The following is a 14,326-nucleotide window of genomic DNA, read 5'->3' on the forward strand; positions in this document are numbered from 1 at the left end:
ATATTCTTCTCCGCGATCTATTTCCGGGCTGCCAGGAACAGAAACAATGGAATACGCTGCCTGCGCAGATAGGTTTCCTCGTTTACAAAATAAGCACGTTGTGGTGCTGACTCGCGCAAATGTTCTACACGGAATCCTGCCCGCTGCAATGCCATAAAGTATGATTCAATGGACCGATGCATCTTTTTCACAGAACCACCCAACCACTGCTGCTCACGGAATCCTTCCACAAAATACTGATCAACCACCCAATCCGTTCGAGTCCCGGAGGGTTGCAGTGTGGACGTGATCACAGGGTGTTCTACCGAGAATACAAATGTCCCATTCTCTTTCAACGTATTGTATATGTTGCGGAACAGGCTCTCCACATCCTCAATATAGTGGACAGCCAGTCTCGATATCACCAGATCGTATACTTTGGCCGGGTAGTCCCAGTCTTCCATGAATGCCTGTTCAATCTGTGCATTCAATCCTTTTACGGATTTGTTGGCTGCCTGAATCATATTCACCGAACCCTCAATTCCCGTATACGTCGCACCTTCGCGCCCCCTGCCCAGCAATTCTGCGGCGAACCTCGCATCCCCGCAACCGAGGTCCAGTATATTCTTGCCGGTTACATCTCCGATCAACTCCAGCATCACCGGCTTTTCCAGTGTATCATTGGCGTTCTCCTGCCACTTGCGACGTTCCATATACTTCTCGAAATTCGCCTCATCATCGTAAAAGTCTGATCCTCTGTCCTTCATTCGGTGACCCTCCATTTCGGATAAGCATGATCCTCTTTACAGCCTGTATGAGTATACAGAATATGGATGTGCGTGGCTATAACAAAAAAAGCTGTTGTCTGGAGTTATCCAGCAAACAGCCTTGCTGCCATACACTTCTACCATTTTCGCCGCTTAGCCAAAACGTTCTGTTTTGTACCATTTGCTCTCGCGTTTCCGAATCTTGTCCATAATCAAGGAGTAGAATGCCTTGATCGAGATCAGGATGAAAAGCTGTGCATACGTGAAGTAGGACACGCAGGCATAGATGAAATTACGAGTATTGCTCTGTCCAATATCTGCGGCAAGTGCCAGATTGATCTGTAACACGTAAATAAAGTACATGAGTGCCCAACCAATGACAAGGAAGACATACGCATCGCCGGCAAACTGGAACGGTGACATTACCTCTGGTTTAAATATGGCAATGATCCGATAAACCAGATTCACGAGAAATATAATATCCGATACAATGATCGCAAGCATAAACCAGAAATAACTAACGGCATAATAGATGACCAGCAACTTATTACGCCAACTGGAGCGGTTAAACAGGTTATGGATATTATCCAGTACCACCTGGTAGTTCCCCTTGGCCCAGCGCTCGCGCTGCTTCATGTAAACACTAAGCTGCTCCGGCTCCTGCTGATAGGCTTCCGCTTGCGGCGCCAGTGCCACAAACTGTCCGCGATTCAAAATCTCGAATGACAACGCGGTATCTTCTGTAATGGCTGTCACATCCCAGCCACCAATTTCCCGGATCAACTTGGTTTTGATAATGTAATTCGTTCCCGGAATGGAACCCAGCTGGAACAGTTCCCACAGACCCGTGTGATACACACGTTGCGAAGTAATAATCTCCAGATTGATGCATTTGGAGAGGAAATTCTGTCCTCTATTGCGTGCTTTGTTTCTGCCAAAAACCACGCCATATTGTTCAGGGTTCTCAAGCGATTTTTGCGCCAAAAACATTAATGAATTCCGTTCAGGTGCGGCATCTGCATCGAAGATACAGATCCAATCGCCCGTGGCTATTTCCAATCCGTCATTTAAAGCCCCGGACTTGCCACCTGTTCCTTTTCGCTCCATTACCGTCACATTGCGATGCAAATAACTGGTCTGACTGAGGAATGATCTTAGCTTCTCTGCGGTATCATCTGTACAGTTATCGGCAATCACGATGACCTGAACTTTATCCTCCGGATAATTCAAGCGCAGGATGTGCTCTACCGTCGCGACAATGACCTTACCCTCGTTGTGCGCAGGTACCATGACAGTAACTGTTGGATAATGGTCCATATCTTCAGGGATCTGAATCCCTTTTTTGTCCTGTTTATTAATAAAACGAATCGCACCTGCCATAATAACAATCGACTCGAATACCGCAATCCAGATACTAAATATTGATAATATTAAAATAAAATCAGCCACTTACTTTCCTCCGATCATACTTACGAATAACTCTCGATCGAAAGCGAAGGGTCGCAATCGTTAACCAAATCGTAAATACCGCAAATATACAACTGACGGCGATACAGATCGGGATGAACCAGGACATATAGTCCACTGTGCATCTCTCCTTCCCGTTATATATATTCTCCGATGAGATCCGTCTCTGTGTTTCGTTCAAGGGCTGCAATAACTGCGTCTATGTCCTCGTACTTGCTGAATTGCTCCTTCTGAAATACCAGAGCACCGGAGCGTATCACCGTCTGTAACTCATTTCCCTTTTTATCGATCACGTGAAGATCCGTGATGGCTTTTTTGATCCGCTGTGTCAGAAGTGGAAGGTATTCCACATTCACCAGAGGACATAAGATGACAAATCGCCCACGATCCACGAAGAATTTATAATCCTCATACCGAATCTGCTTCTGGATCGTACCTGAGATTTCAAGCAGGAACTGTGCATACCGGGTAGAACCAAGAGATTCCATCACGAGTGGCAAGAATTCAATCTTGAACATGGCTATACTGAATCCATATTTTTCGGAGTACCGACGCGCAAGGTTACTATGTTTGATTAACGTATCTGCCAGAGCTCCTTTATTCCCAAGCGAGGTATCCAGATCGATTTCCGGGTTACGATCCTGCATATCCTGAAGGCGTTCCACTACACGTGCACTACGTAGCAGGCTTGCCTTGATGAACGCAGCCACAGCAACGTTGGCCGGGATGAGCAACCACCAGGAGAATACAAGCACATTCGCATCAGCGTAAGTAACAAGCCACACAAAATAAGAGACTAGATATACAAATCCCGTTACGACGGATACGCCAACAGGCAGCAAAAGACCAAAAACCAATGCACCCAGTGACACGATACTAAAAATCATATCCCCTGTAGTGTAACTCTGATCCATGTACACTTTAAGATAAATAAACAGTTGCTGCATGAGAGCGAGTCCAATTAAAAGGGCATATCCCCATGCAATACGGCGGGTAGGTGCTTTATTCTTCATAGTTCCTTCTTTCCGTTGAATTTTTAGGACTCTTGTACAACCTCACTTCTTTTATATTGCAACAATTTATGACATCATTAGACAAAGCTATGCTAACACATTGAAGAATTCATTAAATGACAAAATCATTACTTTTTAATATTTTTCTGTAAATTAATTTCTCCCAACAAAGGAAAAAGATTATCAAACAGATGTGTGTTACCGTCAAATACATATCCACCTGGATAACGAGAGTCCTGACCACGCAACGTAATCATATGGTTATACAGCTGTTTGGCCCATTTTGGATCACCTGAACGTACAGCTAATAAAATGGCGAGGCCATACACCGATGAAGATTCATAAGAGACGGCAGGTGTGCGTGATTTACGCTTATACTGTCCGGGCAGCTGATGCCGGGTGTTGAACTCCTTTTTCAAAAAAGAAATGAGCTTGTCCGGTTTGCGGTCGGTCACCGTTAGATGATTCGCTACGATCAACTGGTCGATCAGATTTACCGTATCATCATACGTATATTCTTTACGAACCGCATCGAAGGTCTTTGGGTAAAATACTCCATCGTCAGGCATCTTCTTCAGCAAAGCTTCGTATTTCGCGTAGGTTCCGGGTTCCACCATTTGATGTTTTTCCATCGCTTGAAGAGACGGAAGATCTACATAGACCAGACTTAATGTATTCGTTGAATGTCCACCCGCAAAATCGTGAAAATCTACCAGATATCCTTTCTGCCGAGTTGACTGTGTTAAGGCACGGGAAATAGCTGCTGCGGTCGTAAGCTTCGCCTCTCTCCCTTGCTCCCACTGATCTGCTGCCTGCAATAAGGCACCTATGATACGAAGATCGTCGCCAAGTGCATTGGTCGTTACATGGGATTCACCCTTGGCATCCAGCTTCCAGGCTATATAAGGGTCTGGCGGCGTTAGAAAATAGGTCGTCAATTGCTCGTAGCTCTGCTCAAACAAAGCCTGATTATCACTCGCTATGGCATACTGCATCCACAGACCGAGCGACTCCGACAGCGCCTCTCTACCCGCAACAATATCTGCTTCCTCCGAAGCTGAATCCTGTAAATAGGTGGCCAGCGTTCCGTTCGGGTTGGTCATATTAATCTCGATAAAAGATACTGTTGGAGATTCTTCGTCCATCAGGAACCGCTCCTTTATCAACAACACGCTGGCCGCTGTAATACTGATCAGCAGTAGAATCAGCCACGTTCGTTTTTTTCGAAATATGATCTTCACGCCATTCCTCCCGAATATATAAGACTGTGAACTCCTAAATTTCCTGGTCAGTGACTGAGGCACATCGAGAGTTCGCATTATTCAAGGTTATCCATATAAGGCCGTCGTCCACCCTTTTTGACAAATTTCCAGTCCACTTCAATGTTATGACGCATCCGTCTGAGAAGATGAATGGCTGTCTCGATCTCTTCCTCGGTCAGACCATCCAGAGTCACCTGATCCGAATGCACGCCCTCTTTACGAATGAATTCCCATGCTTCAAGCCCAGCTTCGGTGGGATATAATACCTTATTCTTCTTATTACCCAATGCTGGCTGTTTAATAATGAATCCATCCGATTCAAGTTTGCTAATGGCTCTGGCCGCCGTCGTGCGATCCACTTTGATTAGTTCAGCAAGCTGATTCGGAATAATACCTGGATTCTCACAGATTCGATACAGATAGAGATATTGTCCACGGGACAGGTTCAGATGCTGAAACTCGACATTACTGATGGAATCCAGACAACGAGCAATCATGCCAATTTCGCGCAGCACTTCTTTTTTTTCGGTCAACACATTCACGCCCCTATAAAATTGTTGCATTCGCAACATAATTGATGGTATAACTACAGTTGAATTGGTTTCAATTTTAAACATATAGCTCAAACGGTATACATGGAACGAAAATCGTTCCAACTTCCTGTTATGTACCAGTTTATCACGTCAGGATTACATTACGATCACCCAAAGGAGAAACATTCATGAATACAACGATTGTTGAAGTTAATAATCAGGAATTGCTTGATGCCTGCTTCGCCATCCGCACCGCTATTTTCGTCGAAGAACAAGGCGTACCCGCAACGGATGAATTCGACGCTTATGATACATTAGACGCGGAGGCGCGCCACATTCTGCTCTACGTAGACGGTGTTCCTGCCGCTTCTTCCAGACTGCGCATTGTGGAACAGGTCGCCAAATTGGAACGGATCTGTGTCATGCTCGATTACCGTAAACACGGTCTGGGCCGTGTGCTGATCGACAAGCTGGAGCAGATGGCTATTGCCGAAGGACTGGAGAAAGCCAAACTGCACGCGCAGGTACAAGCTTCCGGGTTCTACGAACGTCTCGGATATGCACCCGCGTCGGACGTATTTATGGAAGACGGCATTCCCCATCTGCTGATGACCAAAAAACTGAAATAATAACATCCCAAAAACGCCTCCGTTATCACTTCTCAGTGATGTACAGAGGCGTTTTGTATTCAGGCGACACATTCATTCGTGACCCGACAACGATATATGGTAAGTGCAGACTCTGATTATAACAACCAGGTATCCTAACTTAATTGCCAACTCCGCATGGTTTGTTATCCCAGTGCCAGACGATCTGGTTGGGATTCGGCAGTGTTGTTCTTCATTTGTTTACTGCGCAACTGTCCGCAAGCAGCATCGATATCGGTACCATGTTCCATACGTACAGTAGAGTTGATGTTGTTCTTTTTGAGTGTATCATAGAAGCCCAGAATCGATTCTTCTGTACTCCGCTGATACTGACTGTGCTCATCCACCGGGTTGTATGGAATCAGATTCACACTGACCATACTTCTGCGACTGGACAACAGTTCAGCAAGCTCCGCGGCATGCTCACGTTGATCGTTAACATCACGCAGGAGGATATACTCGAACATGATACGTTTGTTCGTCGTAGCCAGATAATAATCGACTGCATCCATCAATTGCTCAATCGGGAAGGCCCGGTTGATCTTCATGATGTGTGTACGCAGTTCATTATTAGGCGCATGCAGTGAGATCGCCAGATTGACCTGGAGACTGCTGTCTGCAAATTCCTTAATTTTGTCCGGAAGACCACTCGTGGACACCGTTATCCGTTTGGCGGCAAGTGCCAGTCCCTTGCGATCCTTGATGACTTCGATGAAATTACTCATGTGCTGGAAGTTGTCGAATGGCTCGCCAATGCCCATTACCACCACGTTGGTTACCCGCTCGTCTTGTCCCGCTGCATCCAGATGTCGCTGCACATGCATAATCTGTTCCACAATCTCTCCAGCCGTCAAGTCACGGCTCTTCTTGATCAGACCGCTCGCACAGAAGCTACAGCCAATATTACAGCCGACTTGTGTGGTCACACAGACAGTCAGTCCGTATTTTTGCCGCATCAATACCGTCTCAATCAGGTTGCCGTCCTGCATCCGAAGCAGAAATTTCACGGTACCATCTGCCGATTCCTGCTTCACATGTTCGCTCAGCGAGTTCATGGTGAAATGCTCGGAAAGTACATCCAGACATTCTTGACGGACATCGGTCATTGCCGGAAAATCGTGTACACGCTCCTGATATAACCATTCCCAGATCCGGGATGCACGGGATTTTTTCTGCCCATGCTCCGGCAGCCAGGAACGTAATTGCTCTAATGTTAATCCATATATGGATGATTTGTTCATTGTATAATCCTCTTTTCGCAAAAAAGCATATGGCTTATCGGTCCTACCCAAAAAACCTCTACTCCGTATTGTCCCAAAATTGACGAGGGAAAACAAGGGCTTTTGCATTTCTTCCAAGAGGTTTTATCCATGGTAAATCTGCACAACAGACCAACTTTAACCCTATCGGGCCTTCACATTTAGAAGTGAATGATACCAGATGTGTGCAGTAGAACCAGCAGAACCAGGATCGGAGCCACGTAACGCAGCATGAACAGCCACACACGGAACCATCCGGAACGCAGACCGGAAGCTTCAGCAGCCGTTTTCCAGAAGTATCCCGCAAAAATCGTCACAAGCAGTCCACCTACAGGCAGCAGGATGTTGGATGCTACAAAGTCCATCCAGTCGAACACACTCTTCGATCCAATCGTCCATTCAGGCAGCAAGCCGAGCGATAATACCGAAGGAAGCCCCACGATAAAGACCGCTAGCGAGATAACCCATACCGCACGACTCCGGCTCCATGACAGACGTTCCATGAAGTATTTCACCGGGACTTCCAGCAAGGACACGGCTGACGTCAAAGCCGCAATAGCGAGCAGGATGAAGAACAATCCGCCAAACAGGAATCCAAGCGGCATAGCTGAGAAGGCTGCCGGAAGAGCCACAAAGATCAGTGACGGGCCTTGGTCCGGTGCAATACCGAATGAGAATGTCGTCGGGAAGATGATCAGACCAGCAATGAATGCATAGATCAGGTCACCCGCGCCAACAGCGACGGTCGCCGCACCGAGAGATTGATTTTTATCCACATACGAACCGTAAGTCACCAGTATACCCATCCCGAGTGACAGGGAGAAGAAGGCATGTCCAAGCGCCACCAGTGCAGATTCAGTTGTCAGTTGCGAGAAATCCGGATTCAGGAAGAAGGAAACCCCAGCTCCTGCACCCGGCAACGTAACAGCACGAATCATCAGGATAATAAGCAAAACCAACATTGCCGGAATCAGTACCTTGTTGAACTTCTCGATTCCGTTCGATACCCCTTTGGCAACAATCCAGCCTGTAATCAGCACCGAAACCAGTTGCCACACGATTGGCAAATACCCGCCTACAAAGGAGCCGAATTGTCCAGCATAATCCGGATTGTCAAACAACGTACCGCTGAAAGACGTAATTGCATATTGCAATGTCCAGCCCGCGATAATGACATAAAAAGACAGGATGATAAATGGCGTTAATACTTGCAGCAATCCGGCTGCGAGCCAACCCTTATGCCCACCTGCTTTGATAAAAGCAGTAGCTGCACTACCTCTGCCGCTGCGACCAATCGCAAGTTCAGCCAGGAGCACTGGAAGACCGATGAGTAACAAACAGACGATGAAGAGCAGGAAAAACGCTGCTCCTCCGTTCTCACCCGTAATGTACGGGAATTTCCACATGTTGCCCAGACCAACCGAACTACCAATGGCTGCAAGGATAAATCCAGCTTGGGAGAAGCGTTCTCCTTTGCCAGCGTTGTCTTGATTTAGATTAGGCTTACTAAAATTCATCGTATCTACTCCATCACTTTAAAGTTTTCCCGTAATTATATACTACTCGCCTTGTCAGGTCATTCGAAATTCGAAATTTGTCGAAATGTTATTTTTTTACATATAAAAACACTCGGAAATCTTCATCTCCTAAGTTCCCTAAACACAGTATGTGATAAATTCCGTTAGACCAACCGTATGGAGTTTCAACAACAGCCATATCTCCAACCTATCAAAGCACAATAGAACCAAAAAGAGGTGTCCCCTCAGCCACTTTGATGACTGCGGAACACCTCTTTTTTAAAATTAAACTTTAATTTGAAGTAACTCGTACTTGATAACACCCATCGGAGCATTGACATGAATGACGCTGCCCACTTCTTTGCCCATCAGTTCTTTGCCCAGTGGACTCTCATAGGAAATTTTATTATCTGCTACATCGGCCTCAGCAGGACCAACCAATTTATATTCAATCTTCTCAGCGAATTCGATATCATTGAGCAATACAGTGGAACCTACACCCACTTTGGTAGCATCCATGTTCTCGGACGTGATAACTTTGGCGTTTTTCAGCATCTTTTCCACGATCAGAATCCGGGTCTCCATAAAGGCCTGATCATCTTTGGCTGAATGATACTCACTATTTTCCTTCAGGTCACCGTAACTGATTGCGAGTTTCAGACGCTCAGCCAGTTCCTTACGCTTCACTGTCTTCAATTCCCTCAGTTCGTCCTCCAGCTTTTCCAAGCCTTCCTGTGTCAAAATCACTTCTTCATTAGCCATTTTTCCATCTCCTAATCCTGCTATCTATCTATATTCTAACCTATATCCACTCCAAAGGGTTAGCATACCCGAGAAAAAGAAATAGCTCATCCATATATTGTATTTCACTACCATCAAAACCATGATTATCTCATGAGATGATTTTCAGGGCTATCTCTACTAATTGTACCGTTACAATTAGCTCAATTGATGATGTTGTTTTCACCCGTCGACTTTTACAATGAACTCAGGGCAGCAGAAGTTTATAACCAGTGCTTGCAGCCCAATATATATCGTGAGGTGATCTGAATGAACGTTACACTAAATCCATCTGAAATACAGGCCTATCTAAAACGGATCGGCATAGATGATATAAAGAAACCTACGCTGGAATACTTAATTGAAATCCAGCGCGCACATGTGCAATATCTTTCCTGGCAAACGGTCGATATTTTTGCAGGTCGTCCTGTGGGAATCAGCCTTCAAGAGTCAATTCAGCTCATATTACTGGGACGCAGCGGCTACTGCTTTCATCTAAATGGTGCATTTAGTGTTCTTCTCCGCTCGCTGGGTTATACGGTTGATTGGCATCGCGGTGGAGTACAGCCTCATGGGGAACAACCCCGTGTGAATTCATTCCATCTCGGTCTGTCTGTCCATCTGCCGGATGCCGACCCAACAGTTGAACGGTGGATTGTGGATGTAGGTCTGGGCGGAATGCCCTTTGAACCTCTGCCACTTCGTTATGGAAACTATGGTTCAGCTCCGTTCACATACCAATTGATGCCATCATCTGTTGCTGCTGGGGGATGGCGGCTTGAGTACGAGCCGAATGGGCCAAGTGAAGGCGTCGACTATGCTCCCGAGGTAGTCCACGATTTGGGGGAGTTCGTTCCCAAACATGAATTCTACAGTCGGGCGGCCGAATCACCTTGGCATAACGTATTTTTGCTTCGTCAGCGGGATGAGATCAGCAGTCATGAACTACGTGGATGTATGTTGCGAACACATGATATCGAAGGAATTCGGAAAACGGAGATCCAGAATTATACCGAGTGGCGTAACGTATTAACTGAAATATTCCATGAGCCCTTGGTGAATTACAGCGAACTGGAATGCCACAACATGTGGGAACGAGTGCAGGCTGCGCATACGGAATGGAAACAAGCGCAAGAAACGTAAAGAAAAAATAAAGATAAAGATGCCTAACCTGAAACCTTAACTTGAAAGGAACACCGGAATTAACCTCCTTGATCAGACATCCGTATAGAGATCCATTGAGGGCCCATTCCATATAAAGGAAAGTTATTGGTTCGCGCCGAATATTTCCTCAGGTGATAAATAATGATAACGATTCGTATGCTCCAAGTTCCAGAAGTATTGCCCAAGGCATACTGGGACCATTTTCTGTCGCAAGTCTCGGCTGAGCGTCGTGCCCAGGCTTCGCGTTTTGTTCGTCAGGCTGATGCGTATCGCTCCGTGTTGGGAGAAATATTGACTCGTGTGACTTTGAGCAAATTGACTGGACTGAGATCTCATGAGCTTTCTTTTACCCGTAACTCCTACGGCAAACCTTCACTCAGCCACCATTCGGATGTACCATTCAACGTCTCCCACTCTGGTGATTGGATTGCTCTGATCTCTGGCGGTGCAGATGAACTGGGCGTGGATGTGGAAAAAATAGCTCCAATTGACATGCAGATTGCAGAGCGTTTCTTCTCTCCAACGGAGAGCCAGTTCTTGGCCGCAGTGCCTGTCGATCGTCGGCTGGAGACCTTCTACCGTCTATGGACGCTGAAGGAAAGTTATATCAAGGCAGTCGGTATGGGCTTATCCATACCACTGGACTCCTTCGCCATCCTACCGGATGAGGGCGGAGTTTGGCATTGCGAGCAGGCCGCTGAATATCGCTTTCACAGTCACCGACTGGATGAAGGACATATGCTTGCGGCATGTTCGGCTGGGGGAGAGCTGCCAAGCCAGCCCGAGATCATAACATTGGAGGAGCTATATACAGAGTTGGTTTAATGAGCGACTAGTTGCGGCTTATTAGGGGATCGTGAAGTATAGTTTGTGTTTGGGTTCAAGCTCTAACGAATCTGACACGCCTTATGGGCTTCAATTACACAGGTCTGGCATTCTAAGGAATCCTACGAACCCTATATGCTCTAATATGTCCTTTTTCACGTTGATATTGCCGAACTCTGCACCAATAAGGTGTCTGAGGTGCGTTAGGTTTACCTATACACTAAAAATCCTCTATTAAGAGGTGTGAGATTCGTTAGAATTTTTTGCAAATATGATGAAGGAGCGGTCATTGACTCTCCTTCATTTTTACTTTTTATCAAAAAGAGCATATATCTCATAGGAAACCATAATTTTCAAAAAAAAGATTAACATCCTGTCCAGTTAATGGTACTATAGGACCAAAAGGAAGAAGAATAGGTAATAATAATCAGGTATTTACGACTAGGTTCACGCTACATACTTGTTAGTACTCGATTCTCTCTCCGATTCATTATTTTAGAAGGAAGTGGACAAATGCATATCTTTTTGCAAAACAGTGCAGGTGTAACCAAGAACGTGAAAGTAGGTTTCAGCTGGACAACATTATTTTTCGGATTTTTCCCTGCGTTGTTCCGTGGTGATTTGAAATGGGCTGCCATCATGTTCTTGATCTCCGTAGCCCTTGGTATTTTCACTGCAGGAATTGGAGCTTGGATTAGTGGGATCGTCTTCTCTTTCGTTTACAACAAAATCTACATTAAAGAGTTGCTCGAAAAAGGCTACCGTCCTTCCAATGCTGAAGCTCAAGCGGTTCTGGAAAATAATCAGATTATTGCTCGAGCAGCTTAAAACCAAAGCAATACACGCATGATCATAGCAATTATAAGCTTTTAGATTCTTTTATTGTAGATATACCAACCAGCAATCATGTTGAGATAAACACCAAAAAATCCCTGGCGAACCCGTCAGGGATTTTTTGGTGTTTATTCAGATAACAATACCTATTCTTTCCATTGAACAGATGATTCCTGCACCAATGATGGCGATTTCTTTGTCTTTTGGTCTTTTGCGCGGTATACAATCTGGCCCCGGTAGCCAGTGGCAGGAAGATCTGCAGTACGGAGATGTCAATAGCAATCATGGTCACTGACAGCCGCCCGTCCTACGGACCGCCCAACAGTCTCATCCTCAACTATCAAAAAAGCCAACGACGTGAGTAACACGCGTTAGCTTCCATGAAGGCCAAACTATGATGATAATTTTTACAGTAGGACTAATCCCGGCTCCGCAATTTGCCAAGCAGACGGATGATCTCGATGTACAGCCATACCAGCGTCACCATCAATCCAAATGCACCGTACCACTCCATGTACTTGGGCGCACCACGTTCAGCACCACCCTCGATGAAGTCAAAATCAAGGACCAAATTGAGAGCAGCCACAATAACAATAACGACCGAAATACCGATGCCGATCAAGCTGTTATCATGCAGATAAGGAATCGAAATGCCGAAGAAACCAAGTACAAAACTCAGCAGATACATGATCATGATACCGCCGGTTGCCGCTACAACACCCAGCTTGAAGTTCTCCGTAGCTTTGATCAAACGGGTTTTGTATGCCATCAGCAGAGCGATGAATACAGCCATGGTCAACAGGGCGGCCTGCAAAGTAATTCCGTTATACAGTGACTCATAGGTTGCTGAGAGTGCTCCCAGAAATAAACCTTCTGCCACGGCATAGACGGGTACCAGATAAGGTGCCGCTACGGGTTTGAACGAAATCACAAGGGCCAGAATGAAACCAACGATCAATCCGCCATAAGCGAGCGGCATCACTTCTTGTCCGTTAAAGAACATCATCCAGGTTGCAAACGCACTAGCCAGCAGGATCACCAGCGTAATAAACGCTTTGTTCACCGTGCCGTTAATCGTCATGTAATTCTGATACCGATCTTCTCCATATCCTCTGTTTTCAAACGTGCTGTCTTTAAGTGTAGGGTTACCGCTACGACCGATCAACACAATCACCTCTTCATATGTATTTGGTATATCTGTGATACTAAGTTTGTTTGGGCATGCTACGTTTCCAATTCTACAAGCTATTCCTTTGAAAAATCAGGATGGCACCAGATAGGATCGGATGCAACCCTTAGATTACATCCTTACCCACTGGCGCAACACTTAGGACATATGTCCCAGACATTGCATGTTAATTATGTTTTTATGCGTCTTACTTGTACAAGACTTTATCTACATTGTATTTCGCACGCATCGTGTTGATGATATACGTCTCGTAAATTTCACGATCTACCGGATCTTCAATCACGCACACTTCAATCTTTGTTACTTCCTCGCGGTGGTTCTTCATTGGTGATACGGTATCTTCAAAATGCTTTTTGATACGGGGTCTTAATTTTCGTGCTTTCCCGACAAATAACAGCTCTCCAGCGGCATTGTAGAACATGAAAATCCCGCCTAGTTCCCGGGTTATCAGGTGAAAATCGGTAAATCCATAAATGTGGCTAAGCTGTGGATCAACCTGCTTTGTGATGGTTACATCTGGTGTTGGCACGGTAATATTAATCAATGGGCTCACTTCCTCATTATCTATAGGTTTACATCCTATCACATATTATAAAGGGACACCATTTCAATCTATAAGAAGTACAATTCACGCAATTTTCGCTATTACGACAAATATTTCAAAAAAAAGGTTAACTTCCCTGATTCAAAGTGGTACTATAGGGGTATGAGGAAGAAATTGGGCACTGAGACATATGTCTTTATATCTACCTCCGTCTATTGTACCCTATGATTGAAACTCTTTTTCATGCTGAATTCTGTTACGTGATCACGACAAGAGTACAGTTAGCAAGAACCTTAGCTTATAGATTGTAGATTCATCATCTAATCGACCCTTGCAGCAAGCAAACGTAGAAAGACCTAGACTCATGATTCACTGTAGATTGTAAGTATCACCTAGAAAGCCTGCAATTATAGTCGTACTGAAGTTAATAGACACACGTAGAAGGTCAGATAGCTATCGATCCTAGAGAGACTAGTCATGCAATGCAACTGTAGAATTATAGCAGCAGTACTATAGAAAATGGATCAAGTTTCACCACAGGCCCGG

Annotated in this window: 14 protein-coding genes; 4 read left to right on the top strand and 10 right to left on the bottom strand. The window is 45.3% G+C overall.

Annotated features, from left to right (window positions below; all coding sequences use genetic code 11):
• Positions 1-17: 17 nt before the first annotated feature.
• From NKT06_RS30510 to NKT06_RS30530, 5 genes are all read right to left on the bottom strand, one after another.
• A complete protein-coding gene (locus tag NKT06_RS30510) occupies positions 18-746 on the bottom strand; it encodes a class I SAM-dependent DNA methyltransferase (protein ID WP_253441928.1) in 729 nt (242 codons plus the stop codon).
• A gap of 153 nt (positions 747-899) precedes the next feature.
• Positions 900-2,195, bottom strand: a complete 1,296-nt coding sequence (locus NKT06_RS30515; protein ID WP_253441930.1) for a glycosyltransferase family 2 protein — start codon at positions 2,193-2,195, stop codon at positions 900-902.
• Positions 2,196-2,350: 155 nt separating this feature from the next.
• Positions 2,351-3,226, bottom strand: coding sequence for a diguanylate cyclase domain-containing protein (locus tag NKT06_RS30520; RefSeq protein ID WP_253441937.1), 876 nt, complete (start codon positions 3,224-3,226; stop codon positions 2,351-2,353).
• A 128-nt stretch (positions 3,227-3,354) separates the two neighbouring features.
• Positions 3,355-4,467, bottom strand: coding sequence for a glycosyl hydrolase family 8 (locus tag NKT06_RS30525; RefSeq protein WP_253441939.1), 1,113 nt, complete (start codon positions 4,465-4,467; stop codon positions 3,355-3,357).
• Between the two features lie 77 nt (positions 4,468-4,544).
• Complete coding sequence (locus NKT06_RS30530; RefSeq protein WP_253442931.1) at positions 4,545-4,985, bottom strand: MarR family winged helix-turn-helix transcriptional regulator; 441 nt, start codon at positions 4,983-4,985, stop codon at positions 4,545-4,547.
• A 224-nt stretch (positions 4,986-5,209) separates the two neighbouring features.
• Between NKT06_RS30530 and NKT06_RS30535 the strand changes: the two genes are divergently transcribed.
• Positions 5,210-5,650, top strand: coding sequence for a GNAT family N-acetyltransferase (locus NKT06_RS30535; protein ID WP_253441941.1), 441 nt, complete (start codon positions 5,210-5,212; stop codon positions 5,648-5,650).
• Between the two features lie 164 nt (positions 5,651-5,814).
• Here NKT06_RS30535 and rlmN read toward each other — a convergent pair whose 3' ends face one another.
• The 3 genes from rlmN to greA form a co-directional block, all read right to left on the bottom strand.
• Positions 5,815-6,909: a dual-specificity RNA methyltransferase RlmN gene (rlmN, locus tag NKT06_RS30540; RefSeq protein WP_253441943.1), complete on the bottom strand. Its 1,095-nt coding sequence runs from the start codon at positions 6,907-6,909 to the stop codon at positions 5,815-5,817.
• Positions 6,910-7,088: 179 nt separating this feature from the next.
• Positions 7,089-8,444, bottom strand: coding sequence for a sodium-dependent transporter (locus NKT06_RS30545; RefSeq protein WP_253441944.1), 1,356 nt, complete (start codon positions 8,442-8,444; stop codon positions 7,089-7,091).
• Between the two features lie 285 nt (positions 8,445-8,729).
• Positions 8,730-9,206 (bottom strand): transcription elongation factor GreA, encoded by a 477-nt coding sequence (greA, locus tag NKT06_RS30550; protein ID WP_076332078.1) that lies wholly within the window; start codon positions 9,204-9,206, stop codon positions 8,730-8,732.
• Between the two features lie 288 nt (positions 9,207-9,494).
• Between greA and NKT06_RS30555 the strand changes: the two genes are divergently transcribed.
• The 3 genes from NKT06_RS30555 to NKT06_RS30565 all read left to right on the top strand — a co-directional run bounded on the left by NKT06_RS30555 (position 9,495) and on the right by NKT06_RS30565 (position 12,041).
• The gene (locus NKT06_RS30555; protein ID WP_253441946.1) at positions 9,495-10,367 is read left to right on the top strand and encodes an arylamine N-acetyltransferase family protein; all 873 of its coding nucleotides are present in this window, start codon (positions 9,495-9,497) and stop codon (positions 10,365-10,367) included.
• 162 nt (positions 10,368-10,529) lie between these two features.
• Positions 10,530-11,213 carry a 4'-phosphopantetheinyl transferase family protein gene (locus NKT06_RS30560; protein ID WP_253441948.1) on the top strand — a complete coding sequence of 228 codons (684 nt, stop codon included), beginning with the start codon at positions 10,530-10,532 and terminating at the stop codon, positions 11,211-11,213.
• Between the two features lie 513 nt (positions 11,214-11,726).
• Positions 11,727-12,041, top strand: a complete 315-nt coding sequence (locus tag NKT06_RS30565) for a DUF2628 domain-containing protein (protein WP_253441950.1) — start codon at positions 11,727-11,729, stop codon at positions 12,039-12,041.
• Between the two features lie 424 nt (positions 12,042-12,465).
• Here the strand turns inward: NKT06_RS30565 and NKT06_RS30570 are convergent, their stop codons facing one another.
• Together NKT06_RS30570 and NKT06_RS30575 are read right to left on the bottom strand one after the other, a co-directional pair.
• Positions 12,466-13,212, bottom strand: a complete 747-nt coding sequence (locus NKT06_RS30570; RefSeq protein WP_074096651.1) for a Bax inhibitor-1/YccA family protein — start codon at positions 13,210-13,212, stop codon at positions 12,466-12,468.
• Between the two features lie 211 nt (positions 13,213-13,423).
• Positions 13,424-13,780 (bottom strand): nucleotide excision repair endonuclease, encoded by a 357-nt coding sequence (locus tag NKT06_RS30575; RefSeq protein WP_253441952.1) that lies wholly within the window; start codon positions 13,778-13,780, stop codon positions 13,424-13,426.
• Between the last annotated feature and the right edge of the window lie 546 nt (positions 13,781-14,326).

Source organism: Paenibacillus sp. 1781tsa1 (assembly GCF_024159265.1).
Lineage (GTDB): Bacteria > Bacillota > Bacilli > Paenibacillales > Paenibacillaceae > Paenibacillus.

Bases quoted from the DNA above. Each gene is read 5' to 3' on its own strand.
- rlmN (WP_253441943.1), bottom strand. From the start codon at position 6,909: ATGAACAAATCATCCATATATGGATTAACATTAGAGCAATTACGTTCC.
- NKT06_RS30530 (WP_253442931.1), bottom strand. From the start codon at position 4,985: ATGATTGCTCGTTGTCTGGATTCCATCAGTAATGTCGAGTTTCAGCAT.
- NKT06_RS30555 (WP_253441946.1), top strand. From the start codon at position 9,495: ATGAACGTTACACTAAATCCATCTGAAATACAGGCCTATCTAAAACGG.
- NKT06_RS30520 (WP_253441937.1), bottom strand. From the start codon at position 3,226: ATGAAGAATAAAGCACCTACCCGCCGTATTGCATGGGGATATGCCCTT.
- NKT06_RS30510 (WP_253441928.1), bottom strand. From the start codon at position 746: ATGAAGGACAGAGGATCAGACTTTTACGATGATGAGGCGAATTTCGAG.
- NKT06_RS30545 (WP_253441944.1), bottom strand. From the start codon at position 8,444: ATGAATTTTAGTAAGCCTAATCTAAATCAAGACAACGCTGGCAAAGGA.
- NKT06_RS30560 (WP_253441948.1), top strand. From the start codon at position 10,530: ATGATAACGATTCGTATGCTCCAAGTTCCAGAAGTATTGCCCAAGGCA.
- greA (WP_076332078.1), bottom strand. From the start codon at position 9,206: ATGGCTAATGAAGAAGTGATTTTGACACAGGAAGGCTTGGAAAAGCTG.
- NKT06_RS30535 (WP_253441941.1), top strand. From the start codon at position 5,210: ATGAATACAACGATTGTTGAAGTTAATAATCAGGAATTGCTTGATGCC.
- NKT06_RS30565 (WP_253441950.1), top strand. From the start codon at position 11,727: ATGCATATCTTTTTGCAAAACAGTGCAGGTGTAACCAAGAACGTGAAA.